Raw genomic sequence first — 21222 nt, 5'->3', positions numbered from 1 at the left:
TCCGCTGACATTTTAAAATTAATATATCATCAGCATATCTGTACCACCACCATATTTCTTATAAGGAGATTTGCAATGAGCAAAGAAAATGAAGTAATTTTAGCCAAATACCTTAATAATGTTTCAAAATGTCATACCATGATTGAGGGATGGTTGAAAGAAAAATCTCTTTTCTCTGAACAAATTGAGTACGATATACATGAAAAGGCATCAGGTAAATATATAACTAAAAAGCTGATTATTTATAAAGACAAAAATAATCAGATTGCGGAACTGATTCCTGTCGGTGCTTGGACAATAGGTGCAAATGGACGTATTGATTTGATTGGAAACTTTGACCAACAGATTCTTATTTATTTACAAAAAGATATAAAAATGAAAACGTCTGGGACGACTTCGATAAATGATGATGAAGATCAGGAGGTGTCAAAAAATGGTCATTCCCTCTACAAAGGCTTTGAAAAGGCAGGATGGTATTGGATTGAAGATAAAAAACTTGGTAAGGCTCATGTTTTAAACAAAGATTTGTTCTTTGATTTATTGTCGGAGGTATCGGATTATGAGTTTTGAAAATCCTCTTGACCCGATATGGGAATCTTATCAGGTGATATGTGATTGTCTGAAAATTGCACAAAGAGGTATATTAAAACAAGACATGAGCCTTTTAAACAGAACCAATTTTTTGGCAACCTCCGAAGAAGACTCGATAAATCAGATTAAAAAAAGCAGAACCGATGCAAATGACTATGTCATATTATCTTTATGGGCAGCATTTGAGAGAACCATAATGGAATATCTGCAAATACAGGGGCGAAGGATTTTAAGCAATCCCCCGTCCGCATTTAATCAAAAAATTCATGAGAAAGTGGAACATGAAATAGAGTATTGGAGAATTGACGATATCCTGAACCTATTCAAGGTGGTTATTGATCCTGATATTATTGGGCAGGCTAAACAGATAAAACAATATCGGGATTGGGTGGCTCATCGCAACATCAGCAAAGATGCGCCGCCCAATATTACGCCTCAAAAGGCATATGAGATAATTTCAAAAATTCTCAAACAATTAGAAGAACACCCTGATTTTGGTACAATCTCAAGACCTGCCTAACCTGATGCCGAACACGGACACAAAGGTCTCTGGCCGCTTCGCTCCCTCCGCCCTTTGCGTCGGTTAGCCTGGCGTTATACGGAATCATCTGATAAAATCAGGAACTTCCATTGGTATCAATTACCGGAAAGCCAATCGCTCCAGTAGCGGGACTGATTTTAAAAACAAGATCGGAATATGTGAAAATAAAATATCTCATTACACCGTAAGGTGGGTTGCGCTGCGCTCCACCCACCTTATTTCCTACATCCTTTGGCTCATTTTAAAATTTATAGGGGGAACATGAAACAACCTGTTACTGAAAGATTATACAACCTTCTGCCCGCGATATACCGCCAGCGGGACCTTGAAAGTGGAGAATCGCTACGCGCGTTCATGTCGGTGATGGAACGGGAAATGCGCGTGGTGGAGGCGGATATTGAAAGGCTTTATGATAACTGGTTCGTGGATACCTGCCAGGAATGGGTTCTGCCCTATATCGGCGAACTGTTGGGGGTTCGGGATATCCTGGATGAGAAAAGCGTCATTACGAGTCAGCGCAGGCGCATTGCAAATACTGTTCGTTACAGGAGGCGCAAAGGAATCGGAGCGGTTCTGGAAAATGTGGTATATGACGTAACAGGATGGCGTACCCGGGTTGTGGAATTCTTTGACAGAGTTTCCATAACTCAGTGTGTATATAATGTCAGATTGGACAGAGGCATGACACTTGATTTCCGTGACAAATCAGCCATTGCCCAGTCCGGCGGGCCTTTTGACTCAACGGCTCATCTCATGGATGTGCGTTCCATAGGGCGAGATAAAAATTCGTCCGGAGGAAAACAGGGAAAGTACAATATCTCCAATATCGGTCTGTTCTTATGGCGTTTGCAGAGCTATGCAGCCATAGGATATCCTGCTCGCTCCTGTTCCGAAAAAAAAGGCTGCTTTTTTTTCAGTCCCACGGGGCTTGACATACCTTTATTCAACAAGGCGCAGACAAATAATGACTTAACGTCTGTTTCAGAGGCATATAATCTTCCTGCTTTGCTCAACCGGGATATTTTTGAGAAAGATTTAAAAGAATATAAAAAGAAAGAGATCAACATCTTTGAGAGACATCGCTCAGAAAATACTGCTTTTTATGGGCCGGATCGCAGTATGCACATTATGGTAAAAGACAAACCAGTGCCCCCCATGCAGGTGATCAGCGCGGACCTCAGTGAATGGAACGGGGAACTTTTAGAAAGAAAAGAGATCACGGAGGGAAATGAACTGTCCCCTTCCGTGGCTGTGGATGTGGAACTGGGCAGAATGGCTTTTTCCAAAGCGTTTTTGCAGGAAAATCCGTTGAAAGATGGCGATGTGATTGTGAATTTTTATTACGGGTTCAGCGCGGATATTGGCGGAGGTTCATATGACAGAACTTCCGTGCTGACGGATTCATCTTCAGCAGGTTTGGAACTCCTTGTGGGAAACGGTGCGGAACTGAATACACTGCAAAAGGCTTTTGACAGGTGGGATGCGTATTGCGCGGAAAACAGCGGCTCCACGCCCCTGAAAGGGATTATAAGAATTGTGGATAACGGGGTTTATGAAGGAGAATTCGTTATAAATCTCCCCGCGGGCACTCACCTCATAATAGAGGCGGCAGATGGCAAAGAGCCATGTATCTGTCCCCTTGTCAGCTTGGAATTGGCGGGTCCCGAACAAAAAGATACACAGGCAAGTCTTATTATGAACGGATTACGGATAGACAAACCTGTCCGACTCAGGGGCGGTGTCAGCCTGAAAGTCCTGCACAGTACGATTATGCCGTCTGCTTCCGGCGTATCGTCTTCGGCGGGAATTCTTGCTGATGCGGAAGCTCATGATATTCGTATAGATATTTCTCACACCATCACAGGCCCCGTGTATGTGCCTGCGGATGCGGCAGTATCCCTGGAGATAACAGATTCAATTGTGGATGAAAATTCCACGGGCATGGCTATTGGTCAGGATAAAGATTCCGAGGGATGGGGACCGCCTTCTGTTTTGAGGCGTGTCACCGTGTTTGGTCAGATTCGGGTCAGGGAACTCACTGCTTCGGAAACCATATTTTCAGGCACGGTCACTGCGGAGCGATGCCAGCTCGGTTATATCCGCTTCAGTTATGCCCCGCCTGATTCTCTGTTACCCATAAAATACAGATGTCAACCTGCTTCTGTGGGTTCCATATCCGTGCGGCCCCATTTCACTTCCGTTAAATACGGAAATCCCGGATATGCCCAACTCAGCCATATCTGCCCTGACGAAATTCGCAGGGGCACAAAGGGCGGCTCGGAAATGGGAGCGTTCAAGCATTTGCGCCAAAATCAGAGGGAAGAAAATTTGAAAAATGTGATCCATGAGTATTTAAGGCAGGATATGGAGGCGGGGGTTTTTTATGTGACCTAATAGGAAAGGGAGTGCGGAAATGGAGCGCAGCGGAATTTTCGCAAAAATTGCACTCCGAGAAATTGTGAAAGCTGCGAAAATTCCGCTGCGCTCCATTTCCGCACTCCGGAGAATTGACTAAATATCATGGTGTGGGAGATTTAACAATGACAAAGGAGCAAAAACCATGAAGGGCGATTATTCAAGAATTACTTTTGATCCGAAAAAACACTATAGCGGCGTGCTTGTGCAGCAGGGACGGGTGCAGACGGATGCGGATATTAATGAGCAGTTTGAAATCGCACGTCACCGTATGGAGACTGAGGTAAAGGATTTCATAGGTCAAAGCGGAACGCCGGAAAAAAATCCGGGGTTTGAGATAAAAGGTGAAAATGGCGATTTCCTGATCGGTAAGGGACGGTTTTACGTGGATGGGATGCTCATTGAGAATGAAAATGATATGAGATTCACTGAGCAGCCTGACTTGCCTGATGAGGAATTGCCCGGGGATGATGGCTTGTATCTGGCTTATCTGGATGTGTGGAGACACCATCTGACTGCTCTTGAGGAGCCGGATATGCGAGATGCGGCCCTGGGAGATCAGGATACGGCTGCCAGGCTTAAAAACTTGTGGCAGGTAAAGCTGCTCAGGCTTGGTGACAGAAACCTGAAACTCGATGATGGCGAAACAGACAGGTTCAAACCGGGTAAGGAATGGATTCCGGCTGATGAAACAAAGAATTCAGATGACCTTCCTCTGAGTACGGGTCAGCTTAAAGCACGGGTTTCAGGAACGGGCAGCACCTTGGGAAATCAGTTGTACCGCATTGAGATTCATACCCCGGGGCAGGGGGAAGCGGCTTCATTCAAATGGTCCAGGGATAACGGATCCATCGCGGCAGAGGTGACGGGGATCACTGATCGCACCGTTACGATTTGGAGAATCGGGCGGGGAATGGAAGAGGGCTTCAGAGCCGGAGAGATCATTGAGGTAACCAACGACAAACTTGAGTTACGCGGAAAACCGGGCGTGCTTGCTGAAATCAATCAGGCCGCGGATGATGCTCTCACCTTGAAGATTAAAGAAAAAGATGAGGATTGCTGGTACAATGACATTATCGGGGGCGGCAGTGTTGCCAAAACCGACCGCCTGCGGCAGCTTCATACCCGGGCAAGATTATGGGACGCAACGGGCAGCGTAAAAGAGGGGGAATGGCTGAAGACAGAGAATGATATCGAGATTCAATTTGATGCTGATTCCGGCTCTTCCTATTACAAATCCGGGGATTACTGGCTCATTCCTTCACGAACGCTGATGAAAAATATTTACTGGGAGCGGGACACTGGCGGAAATCCCTTATCTCAGCCGCCTTATGGTGTCCGCCATTGTTATGCCTGCCTCGGGGTGGTGGTGCGCTACAATGGGGCATGGACACTGACCAATGATCTCAGGGTTCCTTTTAAAAATTTGGTCACGGGATTGGTCAGCAAAGAAGGGGACACGATTACCGGAGATATGACGTTCAATAAATCCCTGGATGTCAGGGGCAATATCGGTGTTGGCGTAAAATCTCCTGTTTCAAGGCTCGATGTAAATGGCGACCTGACCGCAGAGATTATTTATGCCCGCAGTATCCGGGCCGCAAAGTTCGAGGGCGGAATCGAACAGATTATAAAAAAATTGGAGAAGCGGATTGAGGATCTGGAGAAGAAAGTCGGTATTAAGTGAGCTAAAGTGATAAAAGTGAGCTAAAGTGATAAAAGTGAGCTAAAGTGATAAAAGTGAGCTAAAGTGAGCTAAAGTGAGCTAAAGTGATAAAAGTGAGCTAAAGTGATAAAAGTGAGCTAAAGTGAGCTAAAGTGGCTAAAATTGATAATGCTTTCGACGAGTATTTCGAGGAACTTCCAAAGAGTTAATATACCCGAATCCGGAGTGCTAAAATGGAGTGGAGCGGAGGAACGGAGCGGAACGGAATTTTAGCAGGCATGTTCGGGCAGATTATTTATTGAGAAATTCCTGTTAGAATGGAGTGCTAAAATGGAGCGGAACGGAATTTTAGCAGGCATGTTCGGGCAGATTATTTATTGAGAAATTCCTGTTAGAATGATTGGCTGCAAATCATAACGCCACTGTAAAATAGAGTTTTCCGTGCTGACATCTTTCTGAGTTGGAGATGTCGGATAATTGCATACAGGAGAAACAACGTGATACGGACATTTAAATTTAACGGAACAGATAATTATATCCTGCTGGGCGATACGGATATGGCAAAGGATCTGATTTCAAAGGCTTTTACCATTGAGGCATGGGTCAGGCAGGCTGACCATCATATCTGGACCGGTTTCGTCGGGATCATGGAGGATAAGGGCGAGATTGAAAAAGGATGGATGCTGGGCATCCCTTTTGGCAGAAGATGCAGCTTTGCGCTGGCTTCTTTGGCGAAAGCCCCGCTGGGAGGGTTCACATACCTTCGGGATGATATGGAATTTCCGCTGAACAGATGGCGGCATCTGGCGGGTGTGTATGATGGCGAGGAAATGAGATTTTATGTGAACGGCCAGCTTATGGGCATCTCCGGAGATCAGTCCGGCGGCATTTTATACCCGGAAAATGCGAAATTCGTGGTCGGGGCTTTCATAGACCAGGACGAGACGTATCCTTTTTATGGCAGCATTGCCGAGGTGCGTTTGTGGAACATAGCCCGCTCCGAGGAAGAGATCAACGGGAATATGAACAAACGCCTTGATGGCAGCAAGTTTCCGGATATTGTGGGATATTGGCCCCTGCGCGGTGACAAAGATGGATATGTGGACAACTGGGCACTGGGCAAAGCGGAGCAGACTGGCGAAATCAAAGGATCGGAAGTCGTGTGGATAATGGATGAATCCCTGACTTTGGGAGGCTTTACGCCCGCGCCGCCCCCGCCGCAGATTGTCGAACCGGATCCGGAAAAGGATATTCGGGGTAATGCGTTTATTGCCAAATGGCAGGCTGTGGCGGAAGCAGATTGCTATTATCTTGATGTTTCCACGGATCCGGATTTCGCCGCATTTGTCGCAGGCTTTGAAAATAAAAAAGTCACAGACACAAAACAGGCTGTGAGCGGTCTGACCGAAACAACCAAATATTATTTTCGGGTGCGGTCGGAAAACGAGGACGGAATCGGCATAAGCAGCATGAGCGGTTCTGTGACAACGCTCGAAAGAAGCAGCTCCTATGCAAATTATTGCGCGGAGCTGACCGCGGCAAACGATCATATAGATGTGTGTCCTGCTGATACGATAAAGCTCCTGTTCAGGCAGGCGTTTACTGCGGAAATATGGATAAAGCCTTCTGAAATACAGGAAAAAGGCGGATACTTAGGTGTCATAGAAGATGAAATTGAGCAGCAGGGCTGGCTTCTGGGCAGCAGGAACGGCAGGTTTTGTTTTGCCATTTCATCCCAGGGCAGGATGGACAGCATTTCGCAGAGTGATCTTACTTATCTGAAAACGGAGAAAGACCATAAACCCGGCACATGGTATCATCTGGCAGGGGTCTATACCGGCACAAAGATGCAACTGTATGTGAACGGCAATATGGAGGCGGAATCTGAAGTTCAGAGCGGGGATATCAACTATCCGGTCACGGATCCGGGCAACCCCAAGCAGGGAAGGTTTGTGATCGGCGTATATCAGGACAGCATTGATTTTATCCCCTTTAAAGGAAAGCTTGCGGAAGCGCGTATCTGGAACACAATGCGATCTGCCGAGGAGCTAAAAAAATATATGCAGTGGCGGGTCAAACCCGAGGATCATCCCCAACTTGTCGGGTGCTGGCGCTGCGATGAAAGCGCAGGATCTGTTGTGGCGGATTGTGCAAAAAATAATAACGGAGTCCTGAAGGGAGACAAGGCCAAATGGGGCGATGCTGACGAACTTTCCCTTTACAGACCTCTCGAAGAGATTAAGCAGATCGCCGCGGGTCCCTGTCATACTGTCGCGCTTGCACAGGACGGCACAGTTTGGACATGGGGACAGAACGATTTTGGTCAGCTCGGGGACGGAACCACAATAGATCGTGTCGCTCCGGTGCAGGTAAAGACAAAAGAGAATGTTTACCTCGGCAATGTCGAAGAAGTGGCGGTGGGAAAATATTTCACTCTGGCGAGGACAAAAGAGAACACTGTTCTGGCGTGGGGTTCCAATTTTTACGGGCAGCTCGGCAATGAAACCAATGAGGACAGCCTTGTTCCGGTCCAAGTCAAAAATCTGAGCGGAGTCGTGACGATATCCGCGTACAACAACCACGCAATGGCGCTCAAGGAAGACGGGTCGGTGTTTACCTGGGGCAGAAACAACAAGGGACAGCTTGGGAACGGTTCCACGGCTTCTGAGATCGAAACCCCGAAATCTGTTCTCGGATTCGGCGGCGATGATTATGCGGACTTGACCAATGCCTCATATCTGGGCTTGAAGGATGGTGATTTCACGGTCGAGGCGTGGATAAACAGCGGCGCTTTTTCAGGCACGGACACGGTGCTTGGCACGGACGGAAATATTAACGGTCAGACCTTGTGCCTGGGCATGAAAGATGGCAAACCGCATCTCGGATTTTTGAACAACGATTTGACAAGCAAAACAGACCTTGGCATAAATGTCTGGCATCATATTGCCTGGCGCTATACAAAAGCGGAAAAGGAGATGGCAATTTTTGTTGATGGCAGGCTTGAGGTGTCTGAGAAAGATCACGAACCATTCCAGGGAAGCGGAAAGCTGTATATCGGAAGGAGCCAGGGCGGGAATTATTTTAATGGAAATGTTGCGGACTTGCGTGTCTGGAACAGATCCCGTTCGGAAAGTGAAATCGAAACTCATATCCAGCGCAGGATGTCGGGAAAGGAAGCCGGGCTGGCAGGCTACTGGAGACTGGATCAGGGAACCGGAACCGATATAACCGACTCCGCAGGGGATCATGACGGAACCATAAGCGGCGCGACGTGGAAAGCGTCACCCGGGCTGCTGCTTTATGAGGGGCAGAGCAATAACGTCCCTGTGCAGGTGAAAATTGAAAATGCCGAGGATCCTGTGGTCGCCATCGCCGCGGGCGGGGAACACAGCGCGGTGATGACGAAAAAAGATACTAAAACAAGGGTCTTTGCCTGGGGCGACAACACTTACGGACAGCTTGGCAATAATTCCAAGAACGCGAACAACACACCGGCAAAGGTTTTCAGAGATGCAGATGGCGGCGATTTTCCATATGCAAAGGGCATTGCGGCTGGTTTTTATCATACGGTCATGCTCAGTCTGTCCAATGATCATATTTATGCGTGCGGTGCGAATGACAGCAGCCAGCTTGGATATAATGCTGAGGAAAATACAAAACTGCCGGTGCGGATTAAGGATAAGGGGGATTATGTAACTTGGAGGAATGGAACCGCCATAGATCGGATCGGGATCGGACCCCAGAGCGAAAGATTGAGACTGGCCGCGGCAGGCCCCGTTCCTTTGGGCAAAGATGAGGCTGTTGGTGAAAATGACAAACCCGGCATGATTCGATATAACCCGGATTCGTGTATAGCGGAATATTGTGATGGCAATGCATGGGCAGAGCTGGTCAAGCCGTTTCCGGGCGCACCCGGGGATATTGCGGGCGCAAAAAGAATATTTCCTTCCGCAGAGGTAACATATTCGGTTGAGGAAGCACCCGGAGCAAGCGGATATGAATGGAGTGTCACAGGAGCCGCTATCACTGGTGGACAGGGTTCAAAATCAATTGCTGTAAAATCCGGAAATAAGGCTTATACGGTATCTGTCAAAACAGCGAATGAAAGCGGCAAAAGCAGAGAAAGAAGTATCCGGGTAAGCATAAAATCTATGGAGACAAAGATTTTTGACTACTCGGGTAAAATTGAATCATGGAGAGTTCCTGCGGGCATTGGATTGATCAGGATTGAAGCATGGGGGGCGCAGGGGGGAACTGCCAACTCAAAACAGGAGGGTGGTAAAGGAGGATACGCTAAAGGAGACAGAAAAGTTTCTCAAAGAGAGACATTATATATTTGTATAGGTGGTCAAGGAAACAAATCGAAATCTTCGCCAGTGTCAGGAGGATATAATGGGGGTGGAACAGCTTATAATTATGGAAACACCTCTTGGATAGTCGCAAGCGGCGGAGGTGCTTCTGATGTTAGAATTGGTGGTTCTGAATTAAAAAATCGAATTATTGTTGCTGGTGGTGGTGGTGGAACAGGAAGACATAATAGTGGTTGCTGCGGAGGCGATGGAGGAGGATTAGAGGGGAAGGATGGAGGTTGCAATTCTAACTATTCTACAAGTAATGGTAAAGGTGGATCACAAAACAGTGGAGGTAGCGGTGGAAAGCATAATAGCGGGAATGGCATGGATGGTAGTTTAGGTTTCGGCGGAAACTCTTGTAAAGGGCATAATATTTTGGCTGGCGGCGGCGGCGGTGGTTACTATGGCGGCGGCGGTGGCGGTTACCACATGGCTGGTGGTGGCGGTGGATCCTCCTATATTGGTGGACTGACAAACGCTTCGACTCAGGCTGGTGTCAGGTCGGGTAACGGACAGGTCATTATCTCCTGGTAATTTTACACAAATAAATCAGAGGTGAGCTATGTATATAGCAAGAGACAAAAAAACAAAAACAATACTTCACATAGATCCTGCCCCGTTAAGCGAAAATCTGGAAGGCACTCAGGTCTATTCCGGTTTTGATCCGGAAACCATGGAGATACTGAAAAGCGATCTGTCATATATGCCGGATTACTATAACGTGGATGAAAACGGGTTTGTTGTCGAAAAAACGGATGAAGAAAAGATTCTTGACGGTGATATCGGGTTTGGCGAATTTTTTCAATTCGAAGGAACCGGCGATGATACCGATACTGACACAGACGATTTTGACAAGGTACGCTTTGTGTTGGATAACAATCTCGTCAAAACCGAGGAACAATGCAAGGCAATATTCAAGTATCTGGATGACAAGTTTGAGTATGAAGTCGCCCAAAAATACCCGGCAGGACTGGAAACAAAGATCATAAAAGGTCTGGTGGAATGGCTTTATGAAGACAAGCCCCGGGACGACAAACGGGAGAAAAAATATCTCCAAATGAAGGCGGATATCGAGGCACTCAAGGAAGAATATAAACCTGTGCGTGCCGAACTTAAAAAAATAGTTGGAAATGTCAAAAGTGAGCTAAAGTGAGCTAAAATGAGCTAAAGTGCCGAAAGTGACTAAAATGTATATCTTTCAACTTTCAACTTTAGCTCACTTTAGTCACTTCAGGCACTTAATTACTTCTTATGTCAGATTTTATAATACAAACAGGTGATCAGGTCATTTTTCTTCCCAACTTCGGGGCGGCCGTTGTGACCGTGATGCCGGGTGTGATAACGGGGACAGGCGCGAGATGTCTTGTCACGAAAAAGCTGGTCTGCGTTGTCGGGGATGAAAAAATGGTGATGGTTCCGGGATGCCCCTATGTGGCAGGCCCGTATTCCATCTCCGGTGTGGGGATGCTGAAGATAATGGCGCTGGCTCCGAACCAGCAGGCTATACGCACGAAATCAGCAGGCAAGCCGGTCATACTCAAAGGACAGATGTTCGATGCCGTATTTCAAGTGATGACTCCGGCTCAGATGCCGCCGCCGGTCAGCACCACCGATCCTGTCCCGATGCATATGGGCAAGGGGATGTTTAGCAATGGGAATAAGCGGGTGAAGGGGACATAATCATTCGGAGTGCCAAACTTACAGTTTGGCACTCCGGATATTATTTGCTATATTTTGTATTCATTCTGATATTCCAAGTCAATATTAAATTGTTCTCCGGGGAATTCTCAGAGAAGATTTACCTTGAAATCTGGCTTTTGTATCTTCTAAAAAAACAACATTGCCAGCAGGCAGGGATGGCTTTTCAACATATTTGCCAAAGGTTTTGACTCCAGGTTTGCCAGATTTGTATCCGTTTTTTGAACCAGCCAGCGTCATCAATTCTGAAATAAACACTTTCATGCGTTCTGTCTGGATATTTATATCGTAAATAACCGAAGTCGTCTCTTCCACACTTCCCATATTCTCCTGAGTCACCTTGTCAATTTCCCTCATAGCCTGTCCGACCTGGCTGATCCCCTGGGCCTGCTCCTGGGATGAGGCTGATATTTCCCCGAGTAATTCTTTCATCTTTTTTGCATCTGCTGCCACATTTTTTAAAGTATCGTCCGCATTGCATACCAATGCGGAACTGCTTCGTATCTTTTCAATGAAGGCTTCTATCAACGCTGATGTATTTTTAGCGGCCTCACTCGAACGCATCGCCAAGTTTCTCACTTCCTCGGCAATGACCGCAAAATTGGCTCCGGCCTCTCCGGCACGGGCCGCTTCAACTGCGGCGTTCAAAGCCAGCAAATAATAGATAATATACCTGATTCGGGAACATGTGGAAAATTCAGCCGTATTTCAAGTATTTTATTTTTGGGGAAACTTCCTAGCAGGGATTCCTATTATCTATATATAGTAACATACTGATTATGCTATAAAAATTTTATTAACAAAGGTTCCCGATATTTTGAAAATTTTACAAATCTGACTGATTTTATAACCAATATTCCAGGCACATAAAAAAGAAAGGAAACATAAGTTGCAATGCAGGGTATTATGAATTATCATTTGAATATAATCAGAAATTATGATTTATCAGGAAAGTTCGGAACATTCTGTTTTCAGGCGGTTTCTGTGAAATCAGAGGGGGAAATGCCAGAACCGGACCGCCTGAACCCTGAAAGCCGAAATTTTTCGATCTGCTGAAGAAAGTCTTTTAATTTCCGATAATGTCTGATAAAATGGAGGGAAATTATGATTAAAAAGATCATTTCCGGTGGCGAGGTCGGTGTGGAGCAGGCTGCTCTTGATGTTGCAGTTAAACTGGGGGTTGCCCGGGGCGGTTGGGTACCCAAATGGCGTAAAATCGAAAACGGACCTTTTACGAATAAATATCGTTTACAGGAAATGCCTCATGCGAATTATTCGCAAGCAACTGAGCAGAATGTGTTGGATTCGGACGGAACGCTCATCATATCCCAGGGGGAACTCATAGCCAGTTCCGCGTTGAACCGAAGATTTGCGGAAAGGCATAAACGTCCCTGGGCATGTATTGACCTGAACATCACCATTGCTTTTCAGGCTGCCCAGAAGATTGAATCCTGGATTAAAAATCACAGACTTGAAGTTGTGAATGTCACGGGTCCGAAAGAAGGTGAGGGGCTGGACATATACAAAATCGCATCAGACATTCTGGAAACTGCTTTTCAAATGCTGCTTATTGATATGGACAGATATGATCCTTTTTCTGTGTCCGATAATGCTGAAACAAAACCCGATGATTTTATCGGCTTACCCAAAACAGTGGAAAACGCGGTTGATGCGCTTTTTTCAAGATTATCTTTTAACGAAAGAAGTAAAATTGCAAATATGCCCAAAGAAAAATTAACGGGCCTCAGTTCGTCATTAAGCGCGTATATAAAAAATGAGTTCAGGCTGTGGGAAGGGGAAGACGAATTTATAAAAACGTATCATCCTCTGTCCGAAGATGACTATCCTGATGATGTTTCATTAATCATTGTAACAGAATTGTGGAAAAAACTGCAAGAATCGGATAATATTTTAAGAGTCATTAAATAAAGCCGGATCATTCTGGCGGCGTTCGATATGGGAAAGTCCCATATCTTGTGTTTTTGAAGATATTTTATCCACAAATTCAAAAATTTGAATTGCTATGTGTAAAAGTTGTTATTGCCGGACCTGTCGCGGGACGGGAGTCGCAGCCCTGTCCCGCAGACATGCGGCAGAAAAATATTCCGGACGGAGGTTGCGGACTTCCGTCCGTATTATATATTATAACATGACATACGCACGTTGTTTATGTCAGATTCAAACCATGTTGGCCAGAGACAGCCGGCACAAAGATTTTAATGAAAAAAGGAGAGAAGAATTATGAAGATCAGGATATTTTTGCTAACTGTCCTATTCCTGGGGATTACATCCGGCGCTTTTGCCGGGTGGGTATTTGTGGAAAAGAGCCAGGGCGATACCCATACATCGTATCTTCAGGACAACAGGATGAAATTTGTAGCAGGGGATCATCTGATAATTTTCGATTTGGACAAGAACAAAATATGTTTCGCGGACCCCAAAAAAAAGACATATTGGATGGGATCACCGGAGGAATTTGCAGCACAGACCAGAAAGAGCATGGAAAATATTGATAAGATGATGGAAAAGCAACTTGCCAAGCTTCCGCCCGCTCAAAGAGAAAAAATGAAATCCACGATACTTCAGCAGATGAAAAAACACGCTGATGCGCCATTGCCAAAAGTGGAGGTCAGGGCCACTGACCAGTCAGGAAAAATTGCCGGATATGAGGTCCGCAAGTATGAGATTCTGTTCAATGGTCAGCTCAGGCAGGATCAGTGGATCGCCAAAGATATTATGGTTGATAAGGAAGTTGATATGAAACGGTTCGGGAAGATGATGAAGACTTTTCACGCCGGTATCGGAAGATCTGCTGAGGACATTGCCATGGCCTCGCCCAAAGTAACAGAGCTGATGTCTCTCAAAGGCTGGCCCCTCAAAAAAACAGACTATGATGAAGAGGGCTACCCTGAAACAGATGAGGTTATAAAGGTTGAGAAAAAGTCTCTTCCGCCATCAACATTTGATATTCCCAAAGGGTATCGTAAATTGTCCATGTCAGAGATTTTTAACGGTAAGTAATTCTGATATCAATCCCGGGGCGGAGAGGCACAACATCCTTTCTTATAGGCATTAAGAAAAAAATTGTCCGGAGTGCCAAACTTGCAGTTTGGCGAAAGCGTCCGGTTTCCGGGCTTCGGAAATATGCCAAACTGCAAGTTTGGCACTCCGGACCGACAGACATTTTCTTAAAATCTATAGCTCATAATCATATGATTCAAATGAGTCTGTTGCACCTCGCCCCTCTGCGCTTCGGACCAAATTCGGAGAAACAATGAAACCAGATACATCAGCTCATCCTCACCAAGAAAAAAAAGAAGCCAGCCTTCGCCTTGTGGCGTGGGAGATCACACGCAACTGCAATCTTTCCTGTGTACACTGTCGTGCGGCCGCGACTCAGGGGCCTTATACCGGAGAACTTGATACTGCGTCGTGTTTCCGGCTTTTAGACCAGATTGCGGAAACCGGCTCCCCCATTGTCATTCTGACAGGCGGGGAACCCCTGCTTCGATCCGATATATTTGAAATTGCGAGCTATGGCACTGACAAAGGACTCCGCATGGTCATGGCTCCCAACGGAACCCTGATTACGGAAACCTCTGCCAGACAAATGGCAGATGCCGGTATTAAAAGAATCAGCATCAGCCTGGACGGTGCTGTAAAAGAAAGCCATGACAGTTTCAGGGGCGTTGTCGGCGCGTTTGACAGCGCGCTTCGCGGCATCAGATTTGCAAAAGAAGCGGGCATTGAATTTCAAATCAACACCACGATTACAAAAACAAATCTTGATCAGATTCCCAAAATTCAGGACCTCGCCATAGAACTGGGCGCGGTCGCCCATCATATTTTTCTCCTGGTCCCCACAGGCCGGGGGAAGTATATTGTTGATCAGGAAATCAGCGCGAAGGAATACGAAGACACGCTGAACTGGTTTTATGACCAAAGGGAAAAAACCCCTTTGCAACTGAAAGCCACCTGCGCGCCCCATTACTACCGCATCCTTCGGCAACGAGCCAAAAAAGAAGGAAAATCCGTCAGTTTTCAAACACACGGTCTGGATGCGGTCACAAGAGGATGCCTGGGCGGCACGGGGTTTTGTTTTATCTCACACAGAGGCGTTGTGCAGCCCTGCGGATTTCTCAACCTCAACTGCGGCGATATTACACAGACCTCTTTTACAGATGTTTGGAATCACTCGGATGTGTTCTTGTCCTTACGCAATTTCGATAACCTGAAGGGAAAATGCGGGGACTGTGAATTCAAACGCGTCTGCGGCGGATGCAGGGCAAGGGCGTATGAGGCGACTGGCGATTTTCTCGCTGAAGAACCGCTTTGCAGCTATCAGCCTAAGTCTTATCGGGCGAAGGAAATGTAAATCAATTGGCAACCTGTCCGCAATTTCCGTGCCGGGACAAGTCTGAATCTGAAGCGTTATAACAGATAACAGTATCATCATTTATGAAACAGGCATAAGTGATTATGTCTCCAAAGGAAAAGAGATCAGTAATGGAACAAATACTTAAAAATTTTACATTGGACTTTTTTGGTAAAGGAAAACATAAAATAACACCTGAAAAATTTTTTGGCATGGAAGATGCGATTTTGCTGGACGTTCGGTCAAAAGAGGAAGCAGGGTCCCTCTCAGTTAAAATGGAATATCACTCAAATATAAAATCTGTCAATATACCGGTCAACGAAATTCCTGACAGATTTGGCGAAATTCCAAAGGAAAAATTTGTTGCTGTTTTTTGTCCTGCAAATGTCAGATCAGCTATTGTCTATGCATATTTGTTGTCAAAAGGATTCTCAGATGTCCGCATTATGGAAGGCGGATATTCTGCCCTGACAGAGGCCCTGAAGCCCGGAAAAGTACTTAAAGCTATTCAGGAATAGAGGTATTTGTCATATGATAACAATGAGTATCGTAGGATTCCTCATATTCACAGTGGCTGTTCTGATGACCATGGTGGGCAAAGGAGGCGGTAATTTTTATGTTGTGATTTTGGCAATGGCAAATGTCCCTATGCACCAGGCAGCCACAACAGGTCAGTTTATTCTTTTTACGGCGTCTGTTGCAGGGATGGTAATTTTTCAAAAGAATAAATCTGTATCATGGACATTGGCTGTTTTAATCGGAAGTTTTACAGCGTTATCAGCACTGGGAGGCGGTTATTTTTCTCATTTGTTCAGTGGATTTTTACTAAAAATGATATTTGCTGTCATGCTGCTGATAGCAGGCGCGGTAATGTTCATTCCGATATCAGAGAAAAAAGATACGGACAAGGAAACATATTTTGGAATCGTAAATTTCAAATCAGGTGATGAAAGATATAATGTAAATCTGTGGGTTGCATTACCTGTCACTGTTCTGACAGGTTTTGGCTCAGGCATGGTGGGGGTGTCAGGCGGATCTTTTCTGGTTCCGCTCATGGTACTGGCCTGCGGAGTTCCGATGCATACAGCCGTCGGAACAGCATCCGCATTAATTGCGGCAATTGCTTTCATGGGTTTTACAGGACATGCGGTTCAGGGAGATTTTAATCCTTCCTGGGCGGTTTTTTTAGCTTTTATTACAATTGTCGGCGGAATAATAGGCGGAAAATTTGCTTTGAAAGCAAAACCCAAACATCTTAAAACGCTTTTCGCCTATACCAACTGGCTTGCGGCTCTTTTTATGATTATTAACGCATTGCATACAAAAGGAATCATATATTCGATGTTCACATCTTTTTCGATCGGCTGAGTTTGTTGACAAATTTTTAAATCAGCAGAATTGGCGGCAGATTTAATCGGGTCGTATAGATTTTAAGAAAATGTCTGTCAGGCCGGAGTGCCAAACTTGCAGTTTGGCGATATTTCCGAAGCCTGGAAACCGGACGCTTCTGCCAAACCGCAAGTTTGGCACTCCGGATAATCTTTTGCTTAAAGCCTATAGCTTCTGACCTGTTGAAAATTTAGTAATTGCGGATCCAGACACAAAAAAACCTGAACATCAGAATATAAATATTAACGGGCATAACAATGAGATGAATCCGGATTTGAAATGGTGTTTTTTCAAAACGTTTATCCCAGACGTTATGTGGCAGTTTCAACTATTTATTCCCTTAAATGAAAGGAAAAAAAATTATGAAAAGCAAACTTTGCTTTGTTCTGTCCGTTGTAACATTGCTGATGATGTGTGGCTGGTCAGTTTATGCTGACCAGCAGCAGCAGCAGGATTGTTTCTCATCCAGTCTCCACCATACTGCCGAGGGGATGCGGTATTGGTATGAGGCTGAAGACGGATTCATGGCCTTGACCGGCATTCCGTATGACAAACTCGGGTGTAAACAATGTCATGCAAAAAGTTGCAATGACTGTCACCTTAAAAAAACAAAAGAGGGGCGGCTTAGCTACTCTTTGGAAATGGCTCAGAAAAATGAGACCTGTTTTAAATGCCATGTCCGGGAAAGTGCTGTAGTCAAAATGGATAAAGATAAGAGTACCTCGGATGTTCACACAGAAGCAGGCATGACTTGCAATGATTGTCATACCTCAAGAGAAATACACGGAGACGGGAATGCTTATAAGACCATGAGAGACCCTGCTGCAAAGGATGCTGCCTGTAGTAATTGCCACACCAAAGACTCGGAGGATTATCCTGCAATACCAGGCACGAAATCTCATACCGTCCATAAAGACAAGCTGGACTGCAATGCGTGTCATGTTCGGAACACCATGACTTGCTATAATTGTCATTTTGGAGAATTTGCCAAGACGAAGAGCAAACCTAAAAGTTTTGTTGGAAAAATCAAAGATTTTTTGCTGTTAGTCAAATATAAAGGCAAAATTACGAGCGGTAATTTGCAAACTTTGGTTTCGTCTGAAAACAAACCTTTTATTATTTATGCTCCGTATTTAACGCATTCAATAATGAGTGATGGCAGAAAGTGCGGAGAATGCCACGGGACAGAAGCAGTCAACACGGTTGCCTCAGGTAAAAAACATGCTATGTCTGAATTTAAGGATGGTAAGACTCAGTTTTACAAAGGCATCGTTCCCTTAGTCCCTGATCTTCTGAACTGGCCGTTTTTTAATAAAAAAGATGGCAAATGGGTACCTTTTGAAGCTGAACAAAAACCGCTTGTCCAGATGGGACTTTACGCAGAACCCTTCACACAGGATGAGTTGAATAAGCTTAATGTAAAGCAAACATACGAAAAATAGTTTTTTTGAAACAACAAAGCGCCACATAGCAATGCGGATAAACTCGGGTGTGAAAAAGCTGATGCTTTTTTAAACCGTTTATCCCAAAGGTTATGCCCTAAAAAGAATCAGCAGATCGAAAACACCTGATTCTTTCGAAAAAGTTCGGAGTTCAGCGTTCGGGTGGTTGCGTGAAATCATGAAGTTAACCTGCGTAACAGACCGCCTGATCGCGTAACTCCGAACTTTTGGACCTGCTGAGAATGCAATTATTTTAGGAGACACCCCATGGAAAAGACAAGAGTATTCGGACCTGTCCCGTCAAGACGCTTAGGTAAAAGTGTTGGAATAAATAATATTCCTCCCAAAATATGTACTTATTCCTGTGTGTATTGTCAGTTAGGCAGATCTTTAAAAATGGTAGCTGACAGACAAGTATATTATGATCCGAATGATTTGTCAGCAGAAGCAGAAGAAAAGATAAAGAACGCCGGCTTTAATAATGAGCCTATTGATTACCTGACGATTGTACCTGATGGCGAACCTACATTAGATATAAATTTAGGAAAATTAATTGACCTATTAAAACCATCAGGCTTCAAGGTTGCGGTAATTACCAATTCGACATTGCTGAACATGCCCGATGTGAGGCAGGACCTGAGTAAAGCGGACTGGGTTTCTGTTAAGATTGATACTCTGGATGAGAAAATTTGGAGAAAAACTGACAGACCCCATAAAAAGGTCGTATTTGATTCAATGTTAAACGGAATCAGCGCCTTTTCCAGAGAATATAGCGGACACCTTGTAACAGAAACGATGCTGGTCAGAGACCTGAATGATGATATTGAAAACCTGAGAAAAGTGGCTGAATTTATCAGAGAGATCAGACCTTCGGCAGCTTATCTGAGTATTCCCACAAGACCGCCTGCGGAAAAATGGGTTGAAGGTCCTGATGAGCAGACTGTGAACAGAGCATATCAGATTTTCAGAGATCACTCCTTAACGACTGAATATCTGATAGGATATGAGGGAAACGAGTTCGCATATACGGGTAATATAGAAGCGGATATTTTAAGCATCACATCTGTTCATCCCATGCGGGAGGATGCTGTTAAAGCGTATCTGAAAAAAGCAGGTGGTACTTTTTCAGCAATAGAAAAGATGTTAAAGGAAAACAAAATTGTTATCTCAGAATATAACAACGACCGTTTTTATTTGAGAAAACTGATGAAGAGATAATTGAGCAGGCGGTGTTTATCTTGTTATCTCGTCGGTGCGGCAAAGAAACCCGGCTTTTTTCCCCGGCCAGAAGGCTCCCCCCGCCGGAAAAAGCCGGGTTTCTTCCCCGTTCGCCGTGTCTGTCCCGCGACAGCCCGAAAACTTTTCGATCTACTGAGTGTTCTAAAACTGGATTTTTCTGCTGATTATAACGGATTTAGGGGAGGGCCGAGCAAGCCCTGTAAGGACGGCATATTTGTAGCAGCAGGTTTGTCAGGCCCCGCAGGGGCGGCATGTTTGCCTGTCATTACAATATGCCGCCCCTGCGGGGCTTTTTACCGGCCTTTCCTAAATCCGTTATAATCAGCAATTTTTTTTTAACATAAAAACACGGATTCCCCCTGATGTTCAATCAAAAAAAAGCATTACCCCATTGGAATGATCTGCTCGGTTCCAGCGTAGTGACAGCCGATCAGTTGGAAAGCCTTCTCTCTGTGAACAGGGAGGAAGCACAGCAGGTCATTGATCGTTATCCCATGCGTATCAATCCTTATTATCTGTCGCTGATACGCGCCCCTAATGATCCCATATGGAAACAGGCTGTGCCGGATATTGCTGAGATATATGACCATCACAGATTGTCTGATGACCCGCTTTCCGAAGAACCCCAGTCCCCTGTTCCCAATCTGATCCACCGTTATCCGGATCGGGTGGTGTTTCTTGTGTCTGCCCAGTGTGCCATGTTCTGCCGCTATTGTATGCGCAAGCGAAAAGTGGGCGTTCCTTTTGTGGTGACAGACGAAACCATCCGGCAAGGACTTCGTTATATTCAGAGCCACAAGGAAATCCGGGATGTCATTGTTTCAGGAGGCGATCCGTTCTTACTCAGTGATGAAGTCATATCAGACATATTGAAAAATATCCGTGCCATATCTCATGTTGAGATTATACGCATACACACAAGAGTGCCATGTACCCTGCCTCAGCGAATCACCCGCGAGCTGGCCGAAATGCTGAAAGCCTTTCATCCGATGTATATCAATACTCATTTTAACCATCCGTCAGAGATAACGCCTGAATCCTCGGCCGCGTGCAATATGCTGGCAGATGCAGGCATTCCCATGGGATGCCAGACGGTTTTGCTTAAAGGCGTCAATGACACCCCCGAAGTCATGAAACAACTGATGCAAAAATTGCTTATGATAAGAGTGAAGCCATATTATATCCATCATCCTGATCTTGTGCGCGGAACAATGCATTTCCATCCTTCGCCCGAGACCGGACTGAAAATTATGGACGAACTGCGGGGCCATACTTCGGGATTATGCGTCCCCCAATACATGATTGACCTGCCCGGAGGAGGAGGGAAAATACCGCTTATTCCGGAGTATGTAATAGAAAAGAAAAAAAAGAAATGGCTTATCAGAAACTATGAAGGGAAAATTTTTGAGTATCCTCTGGTTGAAGGTTGAGTAACGCGGGTGTTTGAAGAAATCCAATGTGCGATAGATTGGGAATAAACGGACTTCTGTTTTGCAGAGACACATTCGCTGATG

Annotated in this window: 16 protein-coding genes; 15 read left to right on the top strand and 1 reads right to left on the bottom strand. The window is 45.3% G+C overall.

What is annotated here, in order from left to right; translation table 11 throughout:
- Positions 1 to 75: 75 nt before the first annotated feature.
- The 7 genes from dnm_RS15690 to dnm_RS15660 all read left to right on the top strand — a co-directional run bounded on the left by dnm_RS15690 (position 76) and on the right by dnm_RS15660 (position 11245).
- Entirely contained in the window at positions 76 to 570 is a 495-nt protein-coding gene (locus tag dnm_RS15690; protein ID WP_207677863.1) for a hypothetical protein, read from the top strand.
- Positions 560 to 1111, top strand: coding sequence for a hypothetical protein (locus tag dnm_RS15685; RefSeq protein ID WP_207677862.1), 552 nt, complete (start codon positions 560 to 562; stop codon positions 1109 to 1111). The genes dnm_RS15690 and dnm_RS15685 overlap by 11 nt, the downstream gene beginning before the upstream one ends.
- A 282-nt stretch (positions 1112 to 1393) precedes the next feature.
- The gene (locus dnm_RS15680) at positions 1394 to 3526 is read left to right on the top strand and encodes a phage tail protein (protein ID WP_207677861.1); all 2133 of its coding nucleotides are present in this window, start codon (positions 1394 to 1396) and stop codon (positions 3524 to 3526) included.
- Between the two features lie 166 nt (positions 3527 to 3692).
- Positions 3693 to 5234 carry a DUF6519 domain-containing protein gene (locus tag dnm_RS15675; protein WP_207677860.1) on the top strand — a complete coding sequence of 514 codons (1542 nt, stop codon included), beginning with the start codon at positions 3693 to 3695 and terminating at the stop codon, positions 5232 to 5234.
- A 476-nt stretch (positions 5235 to 5710) separates the two neighbouring features.
- Positions 5711 to 10099: a LamG-like jellyroll fold domain-containing protein gene (locus tag dnm_RS15670; RefSeq protein WP_207677859.1), complete on the top strand. Its 4389-nt coding sequence runs from the start codon at positions 5711 to 5713 to the stop codon at positions 10097 to 10099.
- 28 nt (positions 10100 to 10127) lie between these two features.
- Entirely contained in the window at positions 10128 to 10718 is a 591-nt protein-coding gene (locus dnm_RS15665; RefSeq protein ID WP_207677858.1) for a hypothetical protein, read from the top strand.
- A gap of 98 nt (positions 10719 to 10816) precedes the next feature.
- The gene (locus dnm_RS15660) at positions 10817 to 11245 is read left to right on the top strand and encodes a contractile injection system spike tip protein (RefSeq protein ID WP_207677857.1); all 429 of its coding nucleotides are present in this window, start codon (positions 10817 to 10819) and stop codon (positions 11243 to 11245) included.
- 84 nt (positions 11246 to 11329) lie between these two features.
- Here dnm_RS15660 and dnm_RS15655 read toward each other — a convergent pair whose 3' ends face one another.
- Positions 11330 to 11920: a methyl-accepting chemotaxis protein gene (locus tag dnm_RS15655; protein WP_207677856.1), complete on the bottom strand. Its 591-nt coding sequence runs from the start codon at positions 11918 to 11920 to the stop codon at positions 11330 to 11332.
- Positions 11921 to 12367: 447 nt separating this feature from the next.
- Here dnm_RS15655 and dnm_RS15650 point away from each other — a divergent pair, with 447 nt between their 5' ends.
- The 8 genes from dnm_RS15650 (at position 12368) to dnm_RS15615 (ending at position 21138) form a co-directional block, all read left to right on the top strand.
- Positions 12368 to 13192, top strand: coding sequence for a putative molybdenum carrier protein (locus dnm_RS15650; protein ID WP_207677855.1), 825 nt, complete (start codon positions 12368 to 12370; stop codon positions 13190 to 13192).
- A gap of 312 nt (positions 13193 to 13504) precedes the next feature.
- Positions 13505 to 14284, top strand: coding sequence for a DUF4412 domain-containing protein (locus dnm_RS15645; protein ID WP_207677854.1), 780 nt, complete (start codon positions 13505 to 13507; stop codon positions 14282 to 14284).
- 253 nt (positions 14285 to 14537) lie between these two features.
- Positions 14538 to 15638 carry a heme b synthase gene (gene ahbD, locus dnm_RS15640; RefSeq protein WP_207677853.1) on the top strand — a complete coding sequence of 367 codons (1101 nt, stop codon included), beginning with the start codon at positions 14538 to 14540 and terminating at the stop codon, positions 15636 to 15638.
- Between the two features lie 131 nt (positions 15639 to 15769).
- Complete coding sequence (locus dnm_RS15635) at positions 15770 to 16156, top strand: rhodanese-like domain-containing protein (RefSeq protein WP_207677852.1); 387 nt, start codon at positions 15770 to 15772, stop codon at positions 16154 to 16156.
- A gap of 13 nt (positions 16157 to 16169) precedes the next feature.
- On the top strand, positions 16170 to 17006 hold the full coding sequence (locus dnm_RS15630; protein WP_207677851.1) for a sulfite exporter TauE/SafE family protein: 837 nt from the start codon (positions 16170 to 16172) through the stop codon (positions 17004 to 17006).
- A 383-nt stretch (positions 17007 to 17389) separates the two neighbouring features.
- Positions 17390 to 18469 carry a cytochrome c3 family protein gene (locus tag dnm_RS15625; RefSeq protein ID WP_207677850.1) on the top strand — a complete coding sequence of 360 codons (1080 nt, stop codon included), beginning with the start codon at positions 17390 to 17392 and terminating at the stop codon, positions 18467 to 18469.
- A 267-nt stretch (positions 18470 to 18736) separates the two neighbouring features.
- Positions 18737 to 19687: a radical SAM protein gene (locus tag dnm_RS15620; protein ID WP_207677849.1), complete on the top strand. Its 951-nt coding sequence runs from the start codon at positions 18737 to 18739 to the stop codon at positions 19685 to 19687.
- 383 nt (positions 19688 to 20070) lie between these two features.
- Positions 20071 to 21138 carry a KamA family radical SAM protein gene (locus dnm_RS15615; protein ID WP_207677848.1) on the top strand — a complete coding sequence of 356 codons (1068 nt, stop codon included), beginning with the start codon at positions 20071 to 20073 and terminating at the stop codon, positions 21136 to 21138.
- The last annotated feature ends 84 nt before the right edge of the window (positions 21139 to 21222 follow it).

The sequence above is a fragment of the Desulfonema magnum genome (assembly GCF_017377395.1).
Classification (GTDB): Bacteria; Desulfobacterota; Desulfobacteria; order Desulfobacterales; family 4be13; genus Desulfonema_C; species Desulfonema_C magnum.
This window is presented reverse-complemented; position numbering and strand designations above follow the sequence as displayed.